Below are 22,350 nucleotides of genomic sequence, written 5' to 3' on the forward strand. Positions count from 1 at the left end.
ATGTCTTTCGCCCGCCGGTCCGGCCCGCAGCCGCTGCGCATGTCCACCCTGTTCGTCCGCACGCTGCGCGAGGACCCTGCCGACGCCGAGGTCGCGAGCCATCGCCTCCTGGTGCGCGCGGGGTACATCCGCCGTGCCGCCCCCGGCATCTACTCGTGGCTCCCGCTGGGGCTGCGCGTGCTCGCGAAGGTCGAGGCCGTCGTCCGCGAGGAGATGGTCGCGGCGGGCGCGCAGGAGGTGCACTTCCCGGCGCTGCTGCCGCGCGAGCCCTACGAGGCGACGGGACGGTGGACCGAGTACGGGCCCAACCTGTTCCGGCTGCAGGACCGCAAGGAGGGCGACTACCTCCTCGCGCCCACGCACGAGGAGATGTTCACGCTCCTGGTCAAGGACCTCTACTCCTCGTACAAGGACCTCCCGGTCACGCTGTTCCAGGTGCAGACCAAGTACCGCGACGAGGCACGTCCGCGCGCCGGGCTCATCCGCGGCCGCGAGTTCGTCATGAAGGACGCGTACTCGTTCGACGTCGACGACGCGGGCCTCGAGGCCTCGTACCAGGCGCAGCGCGCCGCCTACCAGCGCATCTTCGACCGGCTCGGGCTCGAGTACGTCATCGTCGCCGCGACGTCGGGCGCCATGGGCGGCTCACGCTCCGAGGAGTTCCTGTCGCCGACGGCGATCGGCGAGGACACGTTCGTGCGCTCGCCCGGCGGGTACGCCGCCAACGTCGAGGCCGTGGTGACCCCGGTCCCGGACGCGCTGCCGTTCGACGACGCCCCGGCGGCCCACGTCGAGGACACGCCGGACACCCCGACCATCGCGTCGCTCGTCGAGGTCGCGAACGCGCAGCACCCGCGCCCCGACCGCGCCTGGACCGCGGCCGACACCCTCAAGAACGTGGTGCTCGCGCTCACGCACCCCGACGGCACGCGCGAGGTCGTCGTGGTCGGCGTGCCGGGCGACCGCGAGGTCGACCTCAAGCGCGTCGCCGCGGCGTTCGAGCCCGCCGACGTCGAGGCCGCGGGCGACGCGGACTTCGCACGGCACCCCGAGCTCGTCAAGGGCTACATCGGCCCGCGCGCGCTCGGCCCGAACGCCCGCGGCGAGGGCGTCGAGCCCGGGGCGGACGGCGACACCGCGGTCCGCTACCTGCTCGACCCCCGCGTCGTGGCCGGCACGCGCTGGATCACGGGCGCGGACGCGCCCGGCCGGCACGTGTTCGACCTGGTCGCGGGCCGCGATTTCGCGGCCGACGGCACGGTCGAGGCCGCCGAGGTGCGCGCGGGCGACCCCGCGCCCGACGGCTCGGGCCCGCTCGAGCTCGCGCGCGGCATCGAGATCGGCCACATCTTCGCGCTCGGCACCAAGTACGCCGAGGCGCTCGGCCTCTCGGTGCTCGACGTCAACGGCAAGGCCACGACCGTGACCATGGGCTCGTACGGCATCGGCGTGACGCGTGCGCTCGCGGCGCTCGCCGAGGCCAACCACGACGACGCCGGCCTGGCCTGGCCCGCGCACGTCGCGCCCGCGCACGTGCACCTGGTCGCCACGGGGAAGGACGCCGAGGTCTTCGAGGCCGCGGCGCGCATCGCCGACGAGCTCGCCGAGCAGGGCGTCGAGGTGCTGTACGACGACCGGCCGAAGGTCTCGCCCGGCGTCAAGTTCAAGGACGCCGAGCTGCTGGGCGTGCCGCTCGTGGTCGTCGTCGGCCGCGGCCTCGCGGACGGCGTGGTCGAGGTGCGTCCGCGCGTGGGCGGCGAGAGCGAGCAGGTCCCGGTCGCCGACGTGGTCGGCCACGTCGTCGAGCGCGTGAGCACGTCGCTCGAGCAGCTCGGCTGAGCCGGACGCCCGCCCGGGCGACCGGGGCGTGCCGGCTCAGGAGCCGGCGCGCTCCGGCATCCCCGGGAAGGCCACGAGCGGGGCGCCCCAGGTCGTCGCGGCCCGCTGGCTCGCGGTGAGCAGGTCGAGCACGGGGGTGCGGCCCTCGCCGAGGACCGTCCCGGCCATCGAGGCGTAGCCCGTCGCGAGGTCGAGCTCGACCTCCTGCGCGACGTCGGCGACCGCACCCTCGGGCAGCGCGTACGCGACGCGTCGGGGGTCGGTCGCGGAGCCGTCGATGCCCGCGGCCTCCGCGAGGAGCTGCGCGCGCTCGCGGTGCGCGGCGGCGAGCGCGAGGCTGCGCGAGCGCGTCGTGCCCTCGGAGCGCGCCGCGGCGACCTCGTAGGCGTAGCCGGCCGCGTCCTCGGACTCGACGAGGGTCGCGAGGTCCCCGGCGGCGGCGCCCGGGGGTGCGGTCGTGGTCACCTCGGGCTCGGCGGGCACCTTCGTCTCGGGCAGGTCGACGCCCGAGACCGTGGCGAGCCGCTCCGCGGAGAGCACCTGCGACGTCGAGACCGACGCGAGGAGGCGGGCGAGACCGCCGTCCTCGGCGCCGATCGCCGACGCGCGCGTGCGCGCGGACGCGCCCGTGAGCGCCTCGAGGACGTCGGCCGTGGTGGGCGCGGGCTTCTCGGTCACGGTCCCGTCGCTGACCGCGAGGGTCGCCTCGGGGTCGGGCTGCTCGGGCGCGTCGGGCAGGCCCGAGTCGTAGACGCCGCCCAGCTGGACGACGTGCTGGTCGGAGAAGTCGGCGATCTGCTCGAGCAGGGGGACGACGGCGTCGGCGTCCTCGCCCCCTTCGTCGGCGAGGCTCGCGGCCGCGGCGCGCGCGGTCGCGCCGACCGTGAGCGCGTCGGTCACGGCCGCCGAGCGGACGAGCTCCTGCGCGTCGGGCGACGGCTCGGTCGGGGGAGGGGTGTCGACGCGCACGCCGCACCCGGCGAGCACGAGCCCGAGGACGGCGGCGAGCGTGACGCTCACCACCCGGGGACGGCGCGGACGGCCGTGCGCGGCGGGCTGGCTGGTGCGGGGCCGCTCGGGGGCGGAGGTTCTGCTCGACATCGACCCCGATGATGTCATGCCCGGAGCCCCGGAGTCGTTAGGCTTGTCCACGCACAACAACACACCGGTCGATTCCGAGCCCGGTGGGCCGTGAGCCGACAGGGAGAGCGCAGATGGCGAAGCACACCGAAGGGTCCGTGCGACGGGTCGTCGAGCCGGTCGTGACCGACGCCGGCCTCCACCTCGAGGACGTCGCGGTCACGAGCGCGGGCGCGCGCAGCGTCGTGCGCCTGACCGTCGACCTCGCCGAGGACGAGCTCGGCAGCCTCGACCTCGACCGCGTGGCCGACGTCTCGCGGCTCGTCTCGGACGCGCTCGACGCGGACGGCACGGTCAGCGGCGCCTACGTGCTCGAGGTCGGCACGCCCGGCACGTCGCGCCCCCTGACGGAGCTCCGTCACTTCAAGCGCGCCCGTGGACGTCTGGTGCGCGTCGCGCGCACGGACGGGCCCCAGGTCACCGCGCGCCTCGCGGACGTCGTCGACGGTGCGCTGCACCTGGTCGAGGACGGCACCGGCACCCAGACCCAGATCGCTCTGACCGACGTCGCGCACGCGAACGTCGAGGTCGAGCTCAAGCGCATGTCCGAGGTCGACCTCGGCGACGACGACGAGGAGAACTGATCCATGGACATCGACATGGCCACCCTGCGGATGGTCGAGCGGGAGCGTGAGATCCCGCTCGAGGTCCTCGTCGGCGCGATCGAGCAGGCGCTGCTCTCCGCCTACCACCGCACCCCCGACGCCTACCCGCGCGCACGGGTCGAGCTCGACCGCGCCTCGGGCCACGTGACGGTCTGGGCACGCGAGGATCTCGACGCGCCCGCGCCGGACGAGGACGGCTACCGCGCGCCGGTCGAGCTCGGGCCCGAGTTCGACCACACGCCCGCGGACTTCGGCCGCATCGCGACCGCGACCGCGCGCCAGGTGATCGTCCAGCGCCTGCGTGACGCCGAGGACGACCAGGTCCTGGGGCTGTTCCGCGGCAAGGAGGGCGAGGTGCTCGCCGGCGTCATCCAGCAGGGGCGCGACCCCCGCACGGTGCTCGTCGAGGTCGGCGGCACGGAGGCCGTCCTGCCGCCGCACGAGCAGGTCCCGACCGAGGAGTACGTGCACGGCGAGCGCCTGCGCGCGCTCGTGCTCGACGTCGCCCGCGGGCCCAAGGGCCCGCAGATCACGATGAGCCGCACCCACCCCGGGCTCGTGCGCAAGCTCTTCGAGCTCGAGGTGCCCGAGATCGCGGACGGCTCGGTCGAGATCACCGCGGTCGCGCGCGAGGCGGGCCACCGCACCAAGCTCGCGGTGCGCTCGACCGTGTCGGGGCTCAACGCCAAGGGCGCGTGCATCGGCCCGCTGGGCTCGCGCGTGCGCGCCGTGATGGCCGAGCTGCACGGCGAGAAGATCGACATCGTCGACCACAGCGACGACCCCGCGCGGTTCGTGGCCAACGCGCTCTCGCCGGCCCGTGTGAGTTCGGTCACCGTGGTCGACGCGGCCGCGCGGGCCGCGCGCGTCGTCGTCCCGGACTACCAGCTGTCGCTCGCGATCGGCAAGGAAGGGCAGAATGCCCGCCTCGCGGCGAAGCTCACGGGGTGGCGCATCGACATCCGGTCGGACGAGGCGCCGGCCGTCGAGGACGGTGCCGCGGGAGGCCGTGCGACGTCGTCCGACGCCGCACGCGGCACCACGGACGCCGACGCCCGCTGACGCGGCCCCTGGTGACGCGCTAGAATGAACGCGAACGGACCACGCGGTCCCTCTCCTTCACCGTCCCCTGATGCTCCGCCGGCTTCGGCGTGCGCACCGGTGCGGACGTGCGTGGGGTGCCGAGGGACCGGTGAGCGGTCCGTTCTGCTCCGTGCGGTCCTGGACCGCACCGACGCCGACGACGCACGCCTGGTCGTCGACGTCGCCCGTTCGCTCCCCGGTCGGGGCGCGTGGGTCCACCCGGACCTCCGTTGCGTCGACCTGGCCGAACGGCGTCGAGCCTGGTCCCGCGCGCTGCGCGGGCCGTCGGTCATCGACGCCGGCGCGGTCCGGGCGCACGTCCTGGGGGAGGAAGCTGACGAACGGTCCCAGCGACCGGTCACGACCGGCACCACGCACGGTGCCGGCCGCACTGCACGAACCGTCGACAAGGAAGCGGGTCAGAAGCCGATGGGCACCCGATGAGTACTCAGCGATGAGAACCCAGTACTAAAGACGGTCCACCCTGTCCGGGGCGGGCCGAGACAGGAGAGTTGTGGCAAAGGTCCGCGTCTACGAGCTCGCGAAGGAGCTCGGGGTGGAGAGCAAGACCCTGCTGGCCGAGTTGAAGGCTGCAGGGGAGTACGTGCGTTCGGCATCGTCGACGCTCGAGCCACCCGTCGTCCGGAAGATCCGCGACAAGTACCCCTCGACCGGTGCGCCTGCTGCGCCCGCGTCGTCCACCCCCGCGCCCGCCGCCCCTGCGGCGTCCGCACCCAAGGCCCCGGCCCCCGGGCCGCGCCCGGCGGCTGAGAAGCCCGCCGCACCGGCACCGCGCGCCGAGGCGCCCGCACCGGCCGAGAAGCCTGCTGCGCCGGCACCGAGCGCCCCCGAGGCGGCGAAGCCCGCCGCGGCGTCGGCCGACGCCCCGGCGCGTCCGACCCCGGCCGCGCCCAAGCCCGCCGAGGCACCCCGCAGCGCTCCGCGCTCGGGCGCCCCGCGTCCCGGCGCCCCGCGTCCGGGCAACAACCCGTTCGCCCCGAGCCAGGGCATGCCCCGTCAGGGCGGCCGTCCTGCGGCCGGCGGCGGCGCACCGCGTCCGGGCAACAACCCGTTCGCCTCGAGCCAGGGCATGCCGCGTCCGGGCCAGCGTCCCGAGCGCGCCGAGCGTCCCGAGGGCGCGGCTCCGGCCGAGCGCTCCGGCGGGCCGCGTCCGGGCGGCCCCCGTCCGGCCCCGCGTCCCGCGGGTGCCGGCCCCCGCCCGAACCCGGGCATGATGCCCGGCAAGTCGAGCATCGGTCGCCCCGGTGACCGTCCCGCCCCCGGCGGTCGTGGCGGAGGCCGCGGCGGCCAGGGCGGCCCCGGTGGCGCGCCCGGTGCCGGTGGCGGCGGTTTCGCCGGCCGTCCCGGCGGTGGCGGCGGCTTTGCCGGTCGCCCCGGCGGTCGTGGCGGTGCCGGTCGTGGATCGACCCAGGGTGCGTTCGGTCGCGCCGGCGGTCGTCCCGTGCGCGGGCGCAAGTCGAAGCGTGCGAAGCGTCAGGAGTTCGAGCAGATGCAGGCCCCCTCGCTGGGTGGCGTGCAGGTGCCCCGCGGCAACGGGTCGACCACGATCCGCCTGCGCCGCGGTGCCTCGCTCAGCGACTTCGCCGACAAGATCGACGCGAACCCCGCGAGCCTGGTCACGGTGCTGTTCCACCTCGGTGAGATGGCGACCGCGACCCAGTCGCTCGACGAGGACACGTTCGGCACGCTCGGCGCCGAGCTCGGCTACCAGATCGAGATGGTCTCGGCCGAGGACGAGGACCGCGAGCTGCTCGAGCAGTTCGACATCGACCTCGACGCCGAGCTCGAGGGCGAGGGCGACGAGGAGCTCGCGCCGCGTCCGCCGGTCGTGACCGTCATGGGTCACGTCGACCACGGAAAGACGCGACTGCTCGACGCGATCCGCTCGACCGACGTCATCTCCGGCGAGGCCGGCGGCATCACGCAGCACATCGGTGCCTACCAGGTGCGCCACGAGCACGAGGGCGTCGACCGTGCGCTGACCTTCATCGACACCCCGGGTCACGAGGCGTTCACCGCCATGCGTGCGCGTGGTGCGAAGGTCACGGACATCGCGATCCTCGTCGTGGCCGCCGACGACGGCGTCATGCCGCAGACGATCGAGGCCCTCAACCACGCGCAGTCGGCGAACGTGCCGATCGTCGTGGCGGTCAACAAGGTCGACAAGGAGGGCGCAAACCCGGCGAAGATCCGGCAGCAGCTCACCGAGTACAACCTGGTGGCCGAGGAGTACGGCGGCGACACGATGTTCGTCGACGTGTCCGCGAAGCAGAACCAGGGCATCGACAGCCTCCTCGAGGCCGTCCTGCTCACCGCGGACGCCGCGCTCGACCTCCGGGCCAACCCGGACAAGGACGCACGCGGTGTGGCCATCGAGGCCAACCTCGACAAGGGCCGCGGTGCGGTCGCGACCGTCCTGGTCCAGTCCGGCACGCTGCACGTCGGCGACGCGATCGTCGCGGGCACGGCCCACGGCCGTGTGCGCGCCATGTTCGACGAGCACGGCGAGTCGGTCGAGGCCGCGACGCCGGCCCGCCCCGTCCTCGTGCTCGGCCTGACCTCGGTGCCCCGCGCCGGCGACACGTTCATCGTGGCGCCGGACGACCGCACCGCGCGTCAGATCGCCGAGAAGCGCGAGGCCGCCGAGCGTGCCGCGACGCTGGCCAAGCGCCGCAAGCGCATCAGCCTCGAGGACTTCACGCAGGCTCTCGAGCAGGGCAAGGTCGAGACGCTCAACCTCGTCCTCAAGGGCGACGTGTCGGGTGCCGTCGAGGCGCTCGAGGACGCGCTGCTCAAGATCGACGTGGGCGACGAGGTCGACCTGCGGATCATCCACCGCGGCGTCGGTGCGATCACGCAGAACGACGTCAACCTCGCGACGGTCGACAACGCGATCATCCTCGGGTTCAACGTCAAGACGGCCGAGCGGGTCACCGAGCTCGCCGACCGCGAGGGCGTCGACATCCGGTACTACTCGGTCATCTACCAGGCGATCGACGACGTCGAGGCGGCCCTCAAGGGCATGCTCAAGCCGGAGTACGAGGAGGTCGAGCTCGGCACGGCGGAGATCCGCGAGATCTTCCGTTCGTCGAAGTTCGGCAACATCGCCGGTTCGATCGTCCGCTCGGGCGAGATCCGACGGAACACCAAGGCGCGCGTGCTGCGCAACGGGTCCGTCATCGCGGACAACCTCACGGTCGAGTCCCTCAAGCGGTTCAAGGACGACGCGACCGAGGTCCGCGAGGGCTTCGAGTGCGGTATCGGTCTCGGGTCGTACAACGACCTGCAGATCGGCGACACGATCGCGACGTTCGAGATGCGGGAGAAGCCGCGCAAGTAGCGGTCGCTCGTGAAGGCCCGCCGCCGCTCCACGTGAGGGGCGGCGGGTCTTCCCTCCGCACGACTCGTTCCTCGTCGTGCTCCCGCCAGACCCGCCACGACCCGCCGCCCCTCACGTTCCGGGCGGCTTCATCGTTCCTCGCCGCACGCCGGCGGGGGAGGCAGAGAGGACCAGAGAGATGGTCGACAGCCCCAGGGCCCGCAAGCTCGCGGACCGCATCAAGGTGATCGTCGCGCAGATGCTCGACACGCGGATCAAGGACCCGCGCCTCGGGTTCGTCACGGTGACCGACGTCCGCGTGACCGGCGACCTGCAGAACGCCTCGGTGTTCTACACGGTCTACGGCTCCGACGAGGACCGCGCGGGCACCGCGGCGGCGCTCGAGAGCGCCAAGGGCCTCATCCGCTCCGAGGTCGGCAAGCAGACCGGCATCCGCCTGACCCCGACCCTCGAGTTCCACCTCGACGCCGTCCCCGAGACGGCGGCGCACCTCGACGCCGCGCTGCTCGAGGCCGCACGTCGCGACGCCGAGCTCGAGGCGCTGCGGTCGTCCGCGACGTACGCGGGCGACGAGGACCCGTACCGCAAGCCCGCGACGCCCGAGGACGAGGACGACTGACCCTCGGCGCGCGCACGACGACGGCCGGGCACCTCCTGCGGGAGGTGCCCGGCCGTTCTCGTCCTGCGCCGCTCCTTCCTGCGCCGCTCCGTCCCGCGTCCGCCCGGCCCACGCCCGTCCGTCCCACGGTGGTCGGACGGCGCGTCGTCCGCACCCGCGTCGTCGGACGTCGCGTGGCCGGGACGCGTCGTCAGGCGGCGGGCGCCATTCTTCCGGCGGGCGCCATGCTTCCGGCGGACGCCCCGTTCCCGGCCGGCGAGCGGCGCGGGAGCCACAGGGCGCTGACCGCGCCGACGGCGACGATCGCGGCGCCGACCCACAGGGCGGCGGGGAGCCCGGTCGCGTAGTCGGCGGGCGTGAGCGCACCACCCGCGGCCTGGAACACGGCCATGAGCAGCGCGACGCCGAGGGCCACCCCGACCTCGCGCACGGTCGCATTGGTCGAGCTCGCGACCGCGTGGTCGTCCTCGGCCATGTCGGCGAGCACCGCGGTCGCGGACGGCGCGAACGTCAGGCCCATCCCGATCCCGGCGAGCACGAACGACGGGACGAGCGAGGCGTACGTGGGGTCGCCGTCGGTCACCACCGCGAGCCAGGCGAGCGCGGCGGCCTGCAGCACGAGGCCGCCCAGCAGGAGCGGCCGGATCCCGGTGCGCGGGGCCAGGGCGCCCGCCAGGGGTGCGACGACCATCGGCGCCGCGGTCCAGGGCAGCGTGCGCACGCCGGCCTCGAGCGGGCTGTAGCCCATGTCGACCTGCAGGTACTGGGTGAGCAGGAACACGGCGCCGAACATCCCGACCGCGAACGCGAGCGACGTGGTGTTGGCGACGCTGAAGCTGCGCGAGCGGAACAGCCGCAGCGGCACGAGCGGGTTCGGCACACGCCGCTCCCACGCGACGAACGCGGCGAGGAGCACGAGCGAGGCCCCGAGCATGGTCAGCACGCGGGCCGAGCCCCAGCCGTCGTCGTCCGCCCGGATGATGCCCCACACGCCCAGCAGGACTCCCACCCCCGCGAGCAGCACGCCCACGAGGTCGAGGCGCTGCGCGCGCCCGCGGGACTCGCGCAGCGCGACGAGCACGAGCGGGATCGCGACGACCGCGACGGGCACGTTGAGCCAGAAGATCCCGCGCCACGACATGCCCTCGACGACCGCGCCGCCGATGAGCGGCCCGAGCGCGATCCCGAGCCCGGAGACCCCGCCCCAGACGCCGATCGCCATGGGCCGCAGCCGCTCGGGCACCGCGCCCGCGAGCAGCGTCAGGGACAACGGCAGGATCGCGGCGCCACCGACGCCCTGCACGGCACGGGCGGCGATCAGAGAGGCCGGGTCCTGGGCGAGCGCGGCCGCCGCGGAGGCGACCGTGAACAGCGCGATGCCGATGACGAACACGCGACGACGTCCCCACCTGTCGCCGAGGGCGGCGGCGACGAGCATGAACGCCGCGAAGCTCAGCGTGTACGCGTTGACGAACCACTGGAGCTGTTCGACCGACGGGGCGAGGGAGCGCTGGATCACGGGCAGCGCCCCGGTCATGACGAGGTTGTCGAGGGTTGCCATGAACATGGGCAACGACGCCGCGACGAGGGCGAGCCAGACCGGCACCGGTCGGCGCGACCGTGGCGGGGCGGGCGGTGGATCGAGGGCGAGGGTCGTGGACATGAGGGCTCCGATTGGTAAGCATCGAATGATTACTTGCGGACCCATCGTAGGCATCGACTGATAACCTTGTCACCATGAGCAGTCCGCAGAGTGAGACGAGCGACCGTGCGGTCGCCGGGGCCGACGGGCAGCGACGCATGTCGCGCGACGAGCGCCGCGAGCAGATCGTGCGCGCCGCGCTCGGGGTGTTCGCCGCGGGCGGGTTCCACGGCACGAGCACCGACCAGGTCGCGCGCGCCGCGGGCGTCTCGCAGCCCTACGTGGTGCGCATGTTCCGCACCAAGCAGGAGCTCTTCCGCGAGGTCTTCGCGAGCGTGGGCGACCGCATCGTCGAGGTCTTCGACCAGGTGCCCGCCGGGCCGGACGCGAAGGCGCAGCTCGGTGCGGCGTACACCGGGCTGCTGAGCGACCGCGACGTGCTCAAGGTGCTCATGCACGGGTTCGTCGAGGGCGGCGACCCGCAGGTCGGGCGTCGGGCGCGCGAGGTGCTCGTTCGGGCGTTCGAGACCTACGTCGACCGCACGGGCGGCACGCCCGAGGAGGCCCGCGCGTTCGTCGCGCAGGGGATGCTCATCAACACGCTGCTGTCGGTCGGGGCACCCGAGCACACCGACGAGCCCGGGGTCGCGGCGCTCGTGGAGTGCTCGTTCGGCGACGCGCTCGGCGCGGTGGGCGTGGCCGCCTGCCGTCCCGTCGACGAGGGGAGCACCCGATGAGCGCGCCGGCGAACCGCCCGCCCCGCCGCCCGACCGCCCCCGACGGCCTGCTCGTGGTCGACAAGCCCGCGGGCTGGACGAGCCACGACGTCGTCGGGCGCGTGCGCCGGCTCGCCGGGACGCGCAAGGTCGGCCACGCCGGGACGCTCGACCCGATGGCCACCGGCGTCCTCGTGCTCGGCGTGGGCCGTGCCACGCGGCTCCTGACCTACGTCGTGGGCGCCGACAAGGACTACGACGCGACCGTCCGGCTGGGCGTGACGACCACGACCGAGGACGCCGAGGGGGAGGTCCTCGACGTGCGTGACGCCTCGCACCTGGACCGCGCGAGCATCGACGACGCCGTCGCCGCGCTCACGGGCGACCTGCAGCAGGTCCCGAGCGCGGTGAGCGCGATCAAGGTCGACGGGCAGCGCGCCTACGCGCGCGTGCGGGCGGGCGAGACCGTCGAGCTCGCGGCGCGGTCCGTCACGGTCTCGCGCTTCGAGGTGCTCGCGGTGCGCGAGGCGCGCGATGTCGGTGATGTCGGCAATGTCGGCAATGTCGGCAGCGAAAGCAGTGAAGGCAGTGAAGGCGGTGAAGGCGGTGTCGACGGTGGAGGCGCGGTCGGCGGGTCGGTCACGGTGCTCGACGTCGACGTCACGGTCACGGTCTCGTCCGGGACGTACGTCCGGGCGCTCGCGCGTGACCTGGGCGACGCGCTCGGCGTCGGGGCGCACCTGACCGCGCTGCGGCGCACGCGCGTAGGCGGGCTCGCGCTCGACCGCGCGGGGACGCTCGGCGAGCACGAGGCGCAGGCGGACCGCGACGGCGTGCTCGCGACCACCCCGCTGGCGGACGCGGCGCGCGCGATCTTCCCGGTGCGCGAGCTCACCGAGCCCGAGGCTCGGGCGCTGTCCTACGGGCAGCGCGTGGCGGCGTCCGGCACGGGCACGGGCACGGGCACGGTGACCGCGGGCATCGGGCCGGACGGCGCGCTCGTCGCGCTGCTCGAGGACGAACGGCGGAAGGGCGAGGACGTCGCCCGCCCCGCGATCGTCTTCGCCCCGGCCTGAGCGCACGGTGCGGCGCGGGGGAGCGGTTCGGTCGTCGCCCCCCGGCGTGGCACGCTTGTCCCTGCCGCCCGCCGGCGGTCCCAGCACTCCCGAGGAGCAGCACGTGCACGTGTGGAACGGCCTGGACGAGGTGCCCGAGGACTTCGGGCCGTCCGTGGTGACGATCGGCAACTTCGACGGCGTGCACCGCGGTCACGCCGCGGTGCTGCGTCGTATCGTCGACCTCGCGCACGGCTCCGACGCGCGCGCCGTCGCGGTGACGTTCGACCCGCACCCGTTGCAGGTGCACCAGCCCGGCTCGGCGCCCGAGCTCATCACGGGGCTCGCCGACCGCACGGAGCTCCTGGCCGGCACGGGTCTCGACGCCGTCCTCGTGCTCGAGTACACGCTCGACCTCGCCCGGCAGACGCCCGAGCAGTTCGTCGTCGAGTGCCTCGCGCGCGGGCTGCGCGCCCGGACCGTCGTCGTCGGCCACGACGTGCGGTTCGGCCGGGACAACTCCGGGACCATGGAGACCATGGTCGCGCTCGGGCGCGAGCACGGCTTCGACGTCGTGCCCGTCGACGACGTGGGCCAGGCGCCGGGCGCGGACGGGCCCGGCGCCGACCGCTGGTCGTCGACGCTCGTGCGCGAGCTGCTCGCTGCGGGGCGCGTCGACGAGGCCGCGGCGGTGCTCGGGCGCGACCACCGTGTGCGGGGGACCGTGGTGCACGGCGACGCCCGGGGGCGTGAGCTCGGGTTCCCCACGGCCAACCTCGGCGACGTCGTCGGGATGGTCCCTGCCGACGGCGTCTACGCGGGGCGGCTCGTGCGCCCGGGCCGGCTCGCGCGCGGCGAGGCCGACGCCGTGCTGCCGGCCGCGGTGTCGATCGGCACCAACCCGACGTTCGACGGCGACGAGCGGCGGGTCGAGGCGTACGTGCTCGACCGTACCGACCTCGACCTGTACGACGAGGAGGTCGTCCTCGAGCTCGTGCAGCGGCTGCGGCCCACGGTGCGGTTCGACGGGATCGACCCGTTGGTCGCCCAGATGCACGCGGACGTCGCACTCGCACGTGCTGTTCTCGGCCGTGCGGGGAACGCGTAGCCTCCGCGGGAATACCCGTACTTTTCGGACGATGAGTGCGCTGATCACTTATTGATCGGGGCAAGCAACGGTGGGACGTTCGACGGTGCAGGGGGCTGCCGGTCCTCTGCTGCCCGGGACGCGACGCGGACCGGGCCCGACCGTCACCCCTCGGGGTGCACCCACCGGAGGTCCATCATGTCCCGTCGATCCCGAGCGACCGCGGTGCTCGCCGCGGCCGTGCTCGCGGGCACGGCGCTCGTCGCCGCCGCCCCCGCGCAGGCCGCGCCCAAGCCGCTGCCGCCGCAGGTCTTCGCGCCCTACTTCGAGGTCTGGAACGAGCAGGACCCCGCCGTCCTCGCCCAGCAGTCCGGGGCCTCGCACCTGACGCTGTCGTTCCTGCAGACCGCCCGCAAGGGGTCCTGCGACCTCGTGTGGGACGGCGACGCCTCGCGTCCCGTGAGCCAGGCCGAGTACGGCGCGTCGATCCAGACCATCCGCGACCGCGGGGGCGACGTCATCCCCGCCCTCGGCGGGTACGGCGCCGGCTCGACCGGCACCGAGCTCGCGGACAGCTGCACCGACGTCGACAAGATCGCCGCCGCCATGCAGAAGGTCGTCACCACCTACGACGTGACGCGCATCGACATCGACGTCGAGGACGCCTCGCTCACCAACACCGCGGGCATCGACCGACGCAACAAGGCCATCAAGAAGGTCGAGGACTGGGCGGCGTCCACCGGACGCACGGTCCAGTTCGTCTACACGCTCCCGACGACCACGCGCGGGCTCGGCGAGTCCGGCATGAACGTCATGCGCAACGCCGTCTCGAACGGTGCGCGCATCGACATCGTCAACCTCATGACGTTCGACTACTACGACAACCAGCCGCACGACATGGCCGAGGACACCAAGACGGCCACGACCGGTCTCGTCGCGCAGCTCGGCCAGCTCTACCCCGGCAAGACGCAGGCCGAGCTGTGGCGCATGGTCGGCATCACCGAGATGATCGGCATCGACGACTTCGGCCCGGCCGAGACGTTCACGCAGGCGAACGCCGCCCCCGTGCTCGCCTGGGCGCAGGCCAAGGGCGTGTCGTACCTGTCGTTCTGGGCGCTGCAGCGCGACAACGGCGGGTGCCCCGGCGTCGCCGGATCGAACGACTGCTCGGGCATCAGCCAGCCGACGTGGTTCTTCACCAAGGCCTTCGAGCCGTTCACCTCGGGCACGACGCCGAGCCCCACGCCGACCGTCACCCCGACCGTGACGCCCACGGTGACGCCGACCGTCACGCCCACGGTGACGCCCACCGTGACGCCCACGAACGGGACCTGCACCGCGGCCGCGTGGTCGTCGAGCAAGGCCTACGCGGGCGGCGCGCAGGTCTCCTACGCGGGGCACGCGTGGTCCGCGCGCTGGTGGACCCAGGGCGACGTGCCGGGCGCCAGCTCGCAGGACGTGTGGACCGACAAGGGCGCCTGCTCGGGCGGCACGCCGACCGTCACGCCCACCACGACGCCCAAGCCCACCACGACGCCCACGGTCACGCCGACCGTGACGCCCACGGTGACGCCCACGAACGGGACCTGCACCGCGGCCGCGTGGTCGTCGTCGAAGGTCTACACGGGCGGCGCGCTCGCGTCGTCGGCCGGGCACACCTGGCGGGCCAAGTGGTGGACCCAGGGCGAGACGCCGGGCTCGTCGGACGTCTGGGCCGACCAGGGCGCCTGCTGACCCTCGGGTGCTCGTGCGCGGCGCCCGTCGGGCCGTCGTCCTGAACCGCCCGGCGGGTGCCTCCGCGCCCGCCGGGCGGCACGGCTGCTAGAATGGTCGAGCCGTCAGAACGGCCGCGGAGGCCCTTGCGGGTGCAGCTCATGGGAGCAGCGCCGGCAGGCCAGCCCAAGAGCCCAGGGATTTCAGCCCTGGTGCGCCGCGCAACGACACCCGAAGGAGAGCCATGCCGCTCGACTCTGCCACCAAGCAGCGCATCATGTCCGAGTACGCGACCAGCGAGGGCGACACCGGCTCGCCGGAGGTCCAGGTTGCGATGCTCACGCAGCGCATCCTCGACCTGACCGAGCACCTCAAGGAGCACAAGCACGACCACCACAGCCGTCGTGGTCTGCTGCTCCTCGTCGGTCAGCGTCGTCGTCTTCTCGGCTACCTGCAGAAGGTCGACATCAACCGCTACCGCAGCCTCATCGAGCGCCTCGGCCTGCGTCGCTGACACACCCGGTCCAGCCCGGTCCCCGTGGGGACCGGGCTGGTCTGGTTCGATAGAACCGCACCAATCCCCACGCGCCGCCGGTCGCAGCCCGTCCGGTCCTCGGTAGTGGCCCCCGGACCTCGCACGCGCGAGCAGCCGTGGACCTCGATCGAAGACCGCCGGATGCCGTGCGCGGCGCGTCGACGAGACAGGAGGGCACCCGTGGAGGGTCCCGAGATCCAGTTCGCCGAGGCCGTGATCGACAACGGTCGCTTCGGCACGCGCACCATCCGCTTCGAGACGGGCCGTCTGGCCAAGCAGGCCGCCGGCACCGCCGTCGCCTACCTCGACGGCGAGACCATGCTGCTGTCGGCCACGACGGTCGGCAAGCACCCCAAGGACCACTTCGACTTCTTCCCCCTCACGGTGGACGTCGAGGAGCGCATGTACGCCGCGGGCCGCATCCCCGGCTCGTTCTTCCGCCGCGAGGGCCGCCCCTCGACCGAGGCGATCCTCGCGTGCCGTCTGATCGACCGCCCGCTGCGCCCCCTGTTCGTCAAGGGCGTGCGCAACGAGGTCCAGGTCGTCGTGACCGTCCTCGCAAGCCACCCGGACGACGCGTACGACGTCCTCGCGATCAACGCGGCCTCGCTCTCGACGCAGCTCTCGGGCCTGCCCTTCTCGGGCCCCGCGGGCGCCGTGCGCATCGCGCTCGTCGACGGCCAGTGGGTCGCGTTCCCCAAGTACAGCGACAAGGAGCGCGCCGTCTTCGAGATGGTCGTCTCGGGTCGCATCGTGACCGACGCGCAGGGCAACCCCGACGTCGCGATCGCGATGATCGAGGCCGAGGCCACCGACGACTCGTGGAACCTCATCAGCGAGGGCGCGCAGGCGCCCACCGAGGCCGTCGTGGCCGAGGGCATCGAGGCCTCCAAGCCGTTCATCCGCGCGCTGTGCGAGGCGCAGATCGAGCTCGCCGACAAGGCCCGCAAGCCGATCAAGGAGCTCCCGCTCTTCCCCGACTACCAGGACGACGCCTACGCGGCGGTCGAGGCGCAGGCCACGGCGGCGCTCGGCGAGGCCCTGCAGATCGCGGACAAGCAGGACCGAGAGGCCCGCATCGACGAGGTCAAGGCCGAGACGGTCGAGGCGCTCGGCGCGAGCTTCGAGGGTCGCGAGAAGGAGCTCTCGGCGGCGTACCGCTCGCTGCAGAAGAAGCTCATCCGCCAGCGCATCCTGACCGACGGGTTCCGCATCGACGGCCGTGGGCTCGCCGACATCCGCACGCTGGGTGCCGAGGTCGAGGTCCTGCCGCGCGTGCACGGCTCGGCGCTGTTCGAGCGTGGCGAGACGCAGATCCTCGGCGTCACGACGCTGAACATGCTGCGCATGGAGCAGCAGATCGACTCGCTCGGTCCGGTCACGCGCAAGCGCTACATGCACAACTACAACTTCCCGCCGTACTCGACCGGCGAGACCGGCCGCGTGGGCAGCCCCAAGCGTCGCGAGATCGGCCACGGTGCGCTCGCCGAGCGTGCGCTCGTGCCCGTGCTCCCGAGCCGCGAGGAGTTCCCCTACGCGATCCGTCAGGTCTCCGAGGCCCTCGGCTCGAACGGCTCGACCTCGATGGGCTCGGTCTGCGCCTCGACGCTGTCCCTGCTCAACGCGGGCGTTCCGCTCAAGGCCGCGGTCGCGGGCATCGCGATGGGCCTCGTCTCCGACACGGTCGACGGCGAGACCCGCTACGCGGCGCTCACCGACATCCTCGGTGCCGAGGACGCGTTCGGCGACATGGACTTCAAGGTCGCCGGCACGCGCGAGTTCGTCACGGCCATCCAGCTCGACACCAAGCTCGACGGCATCCCCGCGTCGGTCCTGGCCGGTGCGCTCACGCAGGCCCGCGAGGCCCGCATGACGATCCTCGACGTGCTCGCCGAGGCGATCGACGTGCCCGACGAGATGAGCCCCAACGCGCCGCGCGTCATCGCGGTCAAGGTCCCCGTGGACAAGATCGGCGAGGTCATCGGCCCCAAGGGCAAGATGATCAACCAGATCCAGGAGGAGACCGGCGCCGACATCTCGATCGAGGACGACGGCACGGTCTACATCGGCGCGACCGACGGTCCGTCGGCCGAGGCCGCCCGGGCCGCGATCAACGCGATCGCGAACCCGCACGTCCCCGAGATCGGTGAGCGCTTCGTCGGCACGGTCGTCAAGACCACGTCGTTCGGCGCGTTCATCTCGCTCTCGCCGGGCAAGGACGGCCTGCTGCACATCAGCCAGATCCGCAAGCTCGTGGGCGGCAAGCGCGTCGAGAACGTCGACGACGTGCTGTCCATCGGGCAGAAGGTCCAGGTCCAGATCGGTGAGATCGACCCGCGCGGCAAGCTCTCGCTGCACGCGGTGACCGAGGACGAGGACAAGGCCGCCGAGGCCGCGTCGACCGAGGCCCCGGCCTCGGCCGACGCCTGAGGTGCCCTGGGACCTCCCGCTCGTCGCGGCCGGTGAGACCGGCAGCGAGCTGACCGCCGGGCAGGACGGCGCGACGATCCGTCGCTCCGTCCTGCCCGGCGGCGTTCGGGTGCTGACCGAGGCGATGCCCGGTCAGCGCTCCGCGACGGTCGGCGCCTGGGTCGGCGTCGGCTCGCGCGACGAGACGAGCGGCCACTTCGGCTCGACGCACTTCCTCGAGCACCTGCTCTTCAAGGGCACCCCGACGCGGTCCGCGATGGACATCGCCGAGGCGTTCGACGAGGTCGGTGGCGAGGCGAACGCGGCGACCGGCAAGGAGCACACGTGCTACTACGCGCGCGTGCTCGACGCCGACCTGCCCATGGCGGTCGACGTGATCTGCGACATGGTCACCTCGGCGGTCATCGACGCGGACGAGCTCGAGACCGAGCGCGGGGTCATCCTCGAAGAGCTCGCGATGAACGACGACGACCCGACCGACGTCGTCCACGAGGAGTTCGCTCAGGCGGTGCTCGACGGGCACCCGCTGGGACGCCCGATCGGCGGGACGCCCGCGACGATCACGGCCGTGCCGCGCGACGCGGTGTGGGAGCACTACACCGAGCACTACCGTCCCGAGACGCTCGTCGTCTCGGCCGCGGGCGGGGTCGACCACGACGTGCTGTGCGCCCAGGTCTCGGCCGCGCTCGCCACGGGCGGGTGGGACGTGTCCACGCCACGCGTGCCGCGCGGGCGCCGCACCGGGGTCGCCCCGGCGTCGCACACCGCCGCGGTCGAGCTCGACCTGCACCGGTCGGTCGAGCAGGCCAACGTGATCGTCGGCGGCACCGGGCTCTCGGCGACCGACGAGCGCCGCTTCGCGCTGTCGGTCCTCAACGGGGTGCTCGGCGGCTCGATGAGCTCGCGGCTCTTCCAGGAGATCCGTGAGCGCCGCGGCCTCGCGTACTCGACGTACTCGTTCGCGTCGGGGTACGGCGAGACGGGGACGTTCGGCCTGTACGCCGGGTGCGCGCCGGGCAAGATCGACGAGGTCACCAAGCTCCTCGGCGAGGAGCTCGACCGGCTCGCGCACGACGGCATCACGGCCGCCGAGCTGCGCCGCACGGTCGGCCAGCACACGGGGGGCATGGTGCTCGGCATGGAGGACTCGGGCGCCCGCATGAACCGCCTCGGCAAGTCCGAGCTGGTGCACGGTCGCCTGCTGAGCCTCGAGGACTCGATCGAGCGGATCCGCGCGGTCACGGCCCAGGAGGTCCAGGACCTCGCGGCCGATCTCGCGTCCCGCCCCCGGTCGGTCGTGCGCGTCGGACCGTTCGGCGCCTGACGACCTGCCCGCGTCCTGCACGTCGCACGACCCCCGTCCTGGTCAGGGCGGGGGTCGTGCCGTCGCGGGCCGATAGGCTGGGTGCGTGAACGCGCAGACCCCCACGTCCCCCGCCCACCCCGCCGACGCGTCGACCGCGCAGCCCGACGCCCGCTCCGGCGACACCCCCGCGGCGCCCGTGATCCGCGTCGCGGTCCTGGGGGCCGCGGGCCGCATGGGCAGCACCACGTGCGCCGCGATCGAGGCCGCCCCGGACCTCGAGCTCGTCGCGCGCGTCGACGACGGTGACGACCTCGCTGCGGTGCTCGCGGGGTCGGGCGCGCAGGTCGCGGTCGACTTCACCGTGCCGTCGGTCACGGAGGCCAACGTGCACGCCCTGATCGACGCGGGCGTGCACGCCGTCGTCGGGACGACCGGGTGGACCGACGAGAGCCGCGCACGCCTGCGCGAGCACCTCGCGCGGCGCGCGGCCGAGGGCGTCGAGGTGGGTGTGCTGATCGCCCCGAACTTCGGTCTCTCGGCGGTGCTCGCGATGACGTTCGCGGCGAAGGCCGCACGCTACTTCGAGTCGGCCGAGGTCGTCGAGCTGCACCACCCGACCAAGGTCGACGCGCCCTCGGGCACGGCCACGCACACCGCCACGGCGATCGCCCGCGCCCGCCGGGAGGCGGGTCTCGGCCCCTCGCCCGACGCGACCGAGCAGGGCTGGGAGGCGCGCGGCGCCGACGTCGACGGCGTGCGCGTGCACGCGGTGCGGCTGCGCGGCCTGGTCGCGCACGAGGAGATCCTGCTCGGCAACGAGGGCGAGCAGCTCGTGATCCGCCAGGACTCGTTCGACCGCGTCTCGTTCATGCCGGGCGTGCTGCTCGGGGTGCGCGAGGTCGCGTCGCGGCCCGGCCTCACGGTCGGCCTCGAGAACGTCATGGACCTGTCGTGAGGAAGGGCCTGCTCGGCGCGGTCCTCGTCACGGCGCTGCTCGCGCTGTACGTGTGGCAGATCGGCGGGCGGGCCCTCGCGCTCGTGCGGACGGGCGAGCCACTCGCGGTCGGGATCGGCGTCGGGGTCGCGGTGATCCCCGTGGTCGCGGTGTGGCTGATCGCCAAGGAGTTCCTGCTCGCGCGCACGGTGCAGCGCATGGCCGACGAGCTCGCGGGGGCGGGTGAGCTCCCGGTCGACGACCTGCCGCGCTCGCCCGGCGGCCGGATCGACCGGGCGGCCGCCGACGCCGCGTTCGGTCCCTACCGGGACGCGGTCGACGCGGCGCCCGAGAGCTGGCGCGCCTGGTACCACCTGGCGTTCGCGTACGACGCCTCGGGCGACCGCAAGCGCGCCCGGGGTGCGTTGCGCCGGGCGGGCGCGCTCTACCGGTCGAGGTCGGACGACGCGCCGGCGGCCCCGCGCGACGGCGGCGGCCCGGCCGAGGCGTAGTCAGGGCCGGTCGTGGCGTCGACCGGTCGTGGCGTCGACCGGCGGTGGCGTCGACCGGCGGTGGCGTCGACCGGGTTCGGTGGCGACGTGCTCGGCTCGGCCCCGGGGTCGGTGAGGACGCGGGGTCGGTGAGGACCCGGGGACGCCGCCTCAGATCGTGGCGGACCAGCGGCGCTCGACGACGTCGCGCACCCCGGTCGCGAGCGTGCGCTCCCGGCCGTCGGGGCCGAGGCCCGCGCCCGCGAGGAACTCCTCGCGCGCGGAGTCCTGGTCGAGCACCCAGGCGACCACCTCGTCGGCGCCGTCACGGCGCAGCCGGTCGACGGCCGCGCCGAGCAGCCGTGATCCGTGCCCGTGGCGCTGGTGCGCGGGCAGCACCTCGAGCGCGAGCACCTGGCCGGGGGACAGCGCGACGAACCCGACGACGTCCGCGGCGTCGAGCGCGACGAGCACCGCGAAGCCGGGGCCGGGCGGGGAGTCGATCGCGTCGGCCCACTGGCCGCGCATGCGCTCGGTGTCGAGCAGGTCGAGCACGTCCTCGCCGAGCGTCGTCGCGTGCGCGACGCGCCACGCGGCGACCTGGACCGCGGCCACCGCAGCGTCGTCCCCCGCGACGGCGGGGCGCACGGAGACGTCGGCGGTATCGGTGAACAGTGCCATGCGGCGGACCCTACCGGACGCCGCGCTCAGCCCCACCCGAGCGCGCGGAGCCCCGCCGCGGTCGCCGCGGCGAGCACCACCACGACGAGGAACGGCGCCCGCAGCGCGAGCGCGAGCGCCGCGACCGCGAGCGCGGGCAGGCGGGCGTCGACGCTGATGGAGCGCCCGCCGTCGACGGTCTGGACCACCACGAGCGCGGCGAGCAGCGCCGCGGTGACGAGCGTCGCGGTGCGCACCACGCGCGGCGAGGAGGCCCAGTGCTCGGGCGCGTACTGCCCGACGAGCTTGATCGCGAGGCTCACGAGCGACGCGACCACGACGGTCACCCACAGCGCGGCGTCGCTCATGCGGCCACCCCCGGCCCGGCGTCGTCCGCGGCCGGACGCCGGCCCGCCGGGGTCCGCGAGATCACGACCGCGAGCGCGGCCGCGGCGAGCACGGGAACGCCGGGCGGGGCGAGCGGCACGAGGACGAGCGCGAGCGTGCCCGCGGCGAGCACGACGAGGCGCACCTCGCGCGTGCTCAGGCGCGGCCAGAGCAGGCCCAGGAACGCGGCTGCGGCGGCGGCGTCGAGGCCCCAGCGGCCGGGGTCGGCGAGCGCGTCGCCCGCGAGCGCACCCGCGAGGACGAACGCGTTCCACAGCACGAACACCCCGACGCCGGTCCACCAGAACCCCGCGCGGGCCGCGCGGCGGGTGGACTGCGCGGTCGCGACCGCGGTCGACTCGTCGATCGTCAGGTGGGCCGCCAGCACGCGTCGCCACCCGTGCAGCGCGAGCAGGGGCCCGAGCCGGATCCCGTACAGCGCGTTGCGCACCCCGAGGAAGCTCGCGCTGAGGATCGCCGAGACCGGTGCGCCGCCGCCGCCGACCACGCCCACGAGCGCGAACTGGGACCCGCCCGAGAACATCAGCAGGCTCAGCACGGCCGTCTGGGCCAGGCTCAGGCCCGCGACCGTCGACAGCGCCCCGAACGACACGCCGTACAGCCCGGTCGCGAACGAGACCGACAGGGCCTGCCGGACGGCGTCGCGCACCCCGGGGTCCGGGGGAGGGGAGCCGTCGTCCGTCACCGCGTCAGGCTACCCGCCGCGTCGGTCGTCGGCCGTCGTGC

Annotated in this window: 20 protein-coding genes; 15 read left to right on the plus strand and 5 right to left on the minus strand. The window is 73.9% G+C overall.

The annotated features are described in order from the left end of the window. Positions 1 to 1,839 carry a proline--tRNA ligase gene (locus tag CLV28_RS14035; protein ID WP_239073243.1) on the plus strand — a complete coding sequence of 613 codons (1,839 nt, stop codon included), beginning with the start codon at positions 1 to 3 and terminating at the stop codon, positions 1,837 to 1,839. Between the two features lie 36 nt (positions 1,840 to 1,875). Here CLV28_RS14035 and CLV28_RS14040 read toward each other — a convergent pair whose 3' ends face one another. Then, positions 1,876 to 2,940: a DUF4439 domain-containing protein gene (locus tag CLV28_RS14040; protein WP_157802661.1), complete on the minus strand. Its 1,065-nt coding sequence runs from the start codon at positions 2,938 to 2,940 to the stop codon at positions 1,876 to 1,878. A gap of 113 nt (positions 2,941 to 3,053) precedes the next feature. Between CLV28_RS14040 and CLV28_RS14045 the strand changes: the two genes are divergently transcribed. From CLV28_RS14045 to rbfA, 5 genes are all read left to right on the plus strand, one after another. Beyond that, positions 3,054 to 3,563, plus strand: coding sequence for a ribosome maturation factor RimP (locus CLV28_RS14045; RefSeq protein ID WP_100423965.1), 510 nt, complete (start codon positions 3,054 to 3,056; stop codon positions 3,561 to 3,563). A 3-nt stretch (positions 3,564 to 3,566) separates the two neighbouring features. Next, positions 3,567 to 4,646 (plus strand): transcription termination factor NusA, encoded by a 1,080-nt coding sequence (nusA, locus tag CLV28_RS14050; protein ID WP_100423966.1) that lies wholly within the window; start codon positions 3,567 to 3,569, stop codon positions 4,644 to 4,646. 24 nt (positions 4,647 to 4,670) lie between these two features. Then, the gene (locus CLV28_RS14055) at positions 4,671 to 5,111 is read left to right on the plus strand and encodes a YlxR family protein (RefSeq protein WP_100423967.1); all 441 of its coding nucleotides are present in this window, start codon (positions 4,671 to 4,673) and stop codon (positions 5,109 to 5,111) included. A gap of 70 nt (positions 5,112 to 5,181) precedes the next feature. Beyond that, on the plus strand, positions 5,182 to 8,028 hold the full coding sequence (gene infB / locus CLV28_RS14060; RefSeq protein ID WP_100423968.1) for a translation initiation factor IF-2: 2,847 nt from the start codon (positions 5,182 to 5,184) through the stop codon (positions 8,026 to 8,028). A 178-nt stretch (positions 8,029 to 8,206) separates the two neighbouring features. Further along, positions 8,207 to 8,647 carry a 30S ribosome-binding factor RbfA gene (gene rbfA, locus CLV28_RS14065; protein ID WP_100423969.1) on the plus strand — a complete coding sequence of 147 codons (441 nt, stop codon included), beginning with the start codon at positions 8,207 to 8,209 and terminating at the stop codon, positions 8,645 to 8,647. Between the two features lie 190 nt (positions 8,648 to 8,837). Here rbfA and CLV28_RS14070 read toward each other — a convergent pair whose 3' ends face one another. Then, on the minus strand, positions 8,838 to 10,310 hold the full coding sequence (locus tag CLV28_RS14070; RefSeq protein WP_100423970.1) for a DHA2 family efflux MFS transporter permease subunit: 1,473 nt from the start codon (positions 10,308 to 10,310) through the stop codon (positions 8,838 to 8,840). Positions 10,311 to 10,384: 74 nt separating this feature from the next. Between CLV28_RS14070 and CLV28_RS14075 the strand changes: the two genes are divergently transcribed. The 9 genes from CLV28_RS14075 (at position 10,385) to CLV28_RS14115 (ending at position 20,577) form a co-directional block, all read left to right on the plus strand. Further along, a complete protein-coding gene (locus tag CLV28_RS14075; protein ID WP_239073244.1) occupies positions 10,385 to 11,026 on the plus strand; it encodes a TetR/AcrR family transcriptional regulator in 642 nt (213 codons plus the stop codon). Further along, positions 11,023 to 12,081 (plus strand): tRNA pseudouridine(55) synthase TruB, encoded by a 1,059-nt coding sequence (truB, locus tag CLV28_RS14080; protein ID WP_100423972.1) that lies wholly within the window; start codon positions 11,023 to 11,025, stop codon positions 12,079 to 12,081. Before CLV28_RS14075 ends, truB begins: the two co-directional genes overlap by 4 nt. Positions 12,082 to 12,184: 103 nt before the next feature. Beyond that, positions 12,185 to 13,168: a bifunctional riboflavin kinase/FAD synthetase gene (locus tag CLV28_RS14085; protein WP_100423973.1), complete on the plus strand. Its 984-nt coding sequence runs from the start codon at positions 12,185 to 12,187 to the stop codon at positions 13,166 to 13,168. Between the two features lie 177 nt (positions 13,169 to 13,345). Further along, entirely contained in the window at positions 13,346 to 14,881 is a 1,536-nt protein-coding gene (locus CLV28_RS14090) for a chitinase (RefSeq protein ID WP_100423974.1), read from the plus strand. A gap of 223 nt (positions 14,882 to 15,104) precedes the next feature. Then, entirely contained in the window at positions 15,105 to 15,374 is a 270-nt protein-coding gene (rpsO, locus tag CLV28_RS14095; RefSeq protein ID WP_100423975.1) for a 30S ribosomal protein S15, read from the plus strand. Between the two features lie 201 nt (positions 15,375 to 15,575). Continuing rightward, a complete protein-coding gene (locus CLV28_RS14100) occupies positions 15,576 to 17,825 on the plus strand; it encodes a polyribonucleotide nucleotidyltransferase (RefSeq protein WP_100423976.1) in 2,250 nt (749 codons plus the stop codon). Position 17,826: 1 nt separating this feature from the next. Next, positions 17,827 to 19,149: a M16 family metallopeptidase gene (locus tag CLV28_RS14105; RefSeq protein WP_100423977.1), complete on the plus strand. Its 1,323-nt coding sequence runs from the start codon at positions 17,827 to 17,829 to the stop codon at positions 19,147 to 19,149. 178 nt (positions 19,150 to 19,327) lie between these two features. Further along, on the plus strand, positions 19,328 to 20,086 hold the full coding sequence (dapB, locus tag CLV28_RS14110) for a 4-hydroxy-tetrahydrodipicolinate reductase (RefSeq protein WP_100424075.1): 759 nt from the start codon (positions 19,328 to 19,330) through the stop codon (positions 20,084 to 20,086). Continuing rightward, positions 20,083 to 20,577 carry a hypothetical protein gene (locus CLV28_RS14115; RefSeq protein WP_100423978.1) on the plus strand — a complete coding sequence of 165 codons (495 nt, stop codon included), beginning with the start codon at positions 20,083 to 20,085 and terminating at the stop codon, positions 20,575 to 20,577. The genes dapB and CLV28_RS14115 overlap by 4 nt, the downstream gene beginning before the upstream one ends. Before the next feature lie 150 nt (positions 20,578 to 20,727). Here CLV28_RS14115 and CLV28_RS14120 read toward each other — a convergent pair whose 3' ends face one another. From CLV28_RS14120 to CLV28_RS14130, 3 genes are read right to left on the minus strand one after another with little or no spacing between them, the layout of a single operon-like run. After that, on the minus strand, positions 20,728 to 21,237 hold the full coding sequence (locus CLV28_RS14120; protein ID WP_100423979.1) for a GNAT family N-acetyltransferase: 510 nt from the start codon (positions 21,235 to 21,237) through the stop codon (positions 20,728 to 20,730). 26 nt (positions 21,238 to 21,263) lie between these two features. Further along, complete coding sequence (locus CLV28_RS14125; protein WP_100423980.1) at positions 21,264 to 21,584, minus strand: AzlD domain-containing protein; 321 nt, start codon at positions 21,582 to 21,584, stop codon at positions 21,264 to 21,266. Next, positions 21,581 to 22,309, minus strand: a complete 729-nt coding sequence (locus CLV28_RS14130; protein WP_100423981.1) for an AzlC family ABC transporter permease — start codon at positions 22,307 to 22,309, stop codon at positions 21,581 to 21,583. Before CLV28_RS14130 ends, CLV28_RS14125 begins: the two co-directional genes overlap by 4 nt. Positions 22,310 to 22,350: the final 41 nt, after the last annotated feature.

The organism is Sediminihabitans luteus, assembly GCF_002797595.1.
Taxonomy (GTDB): domain Bacteria; phylum Actinomycetota; class Actinomycetes; order Actinomycetales; family Cellulomonadaceae; genus Paraoerskovia; species Paraoerskovia lutea.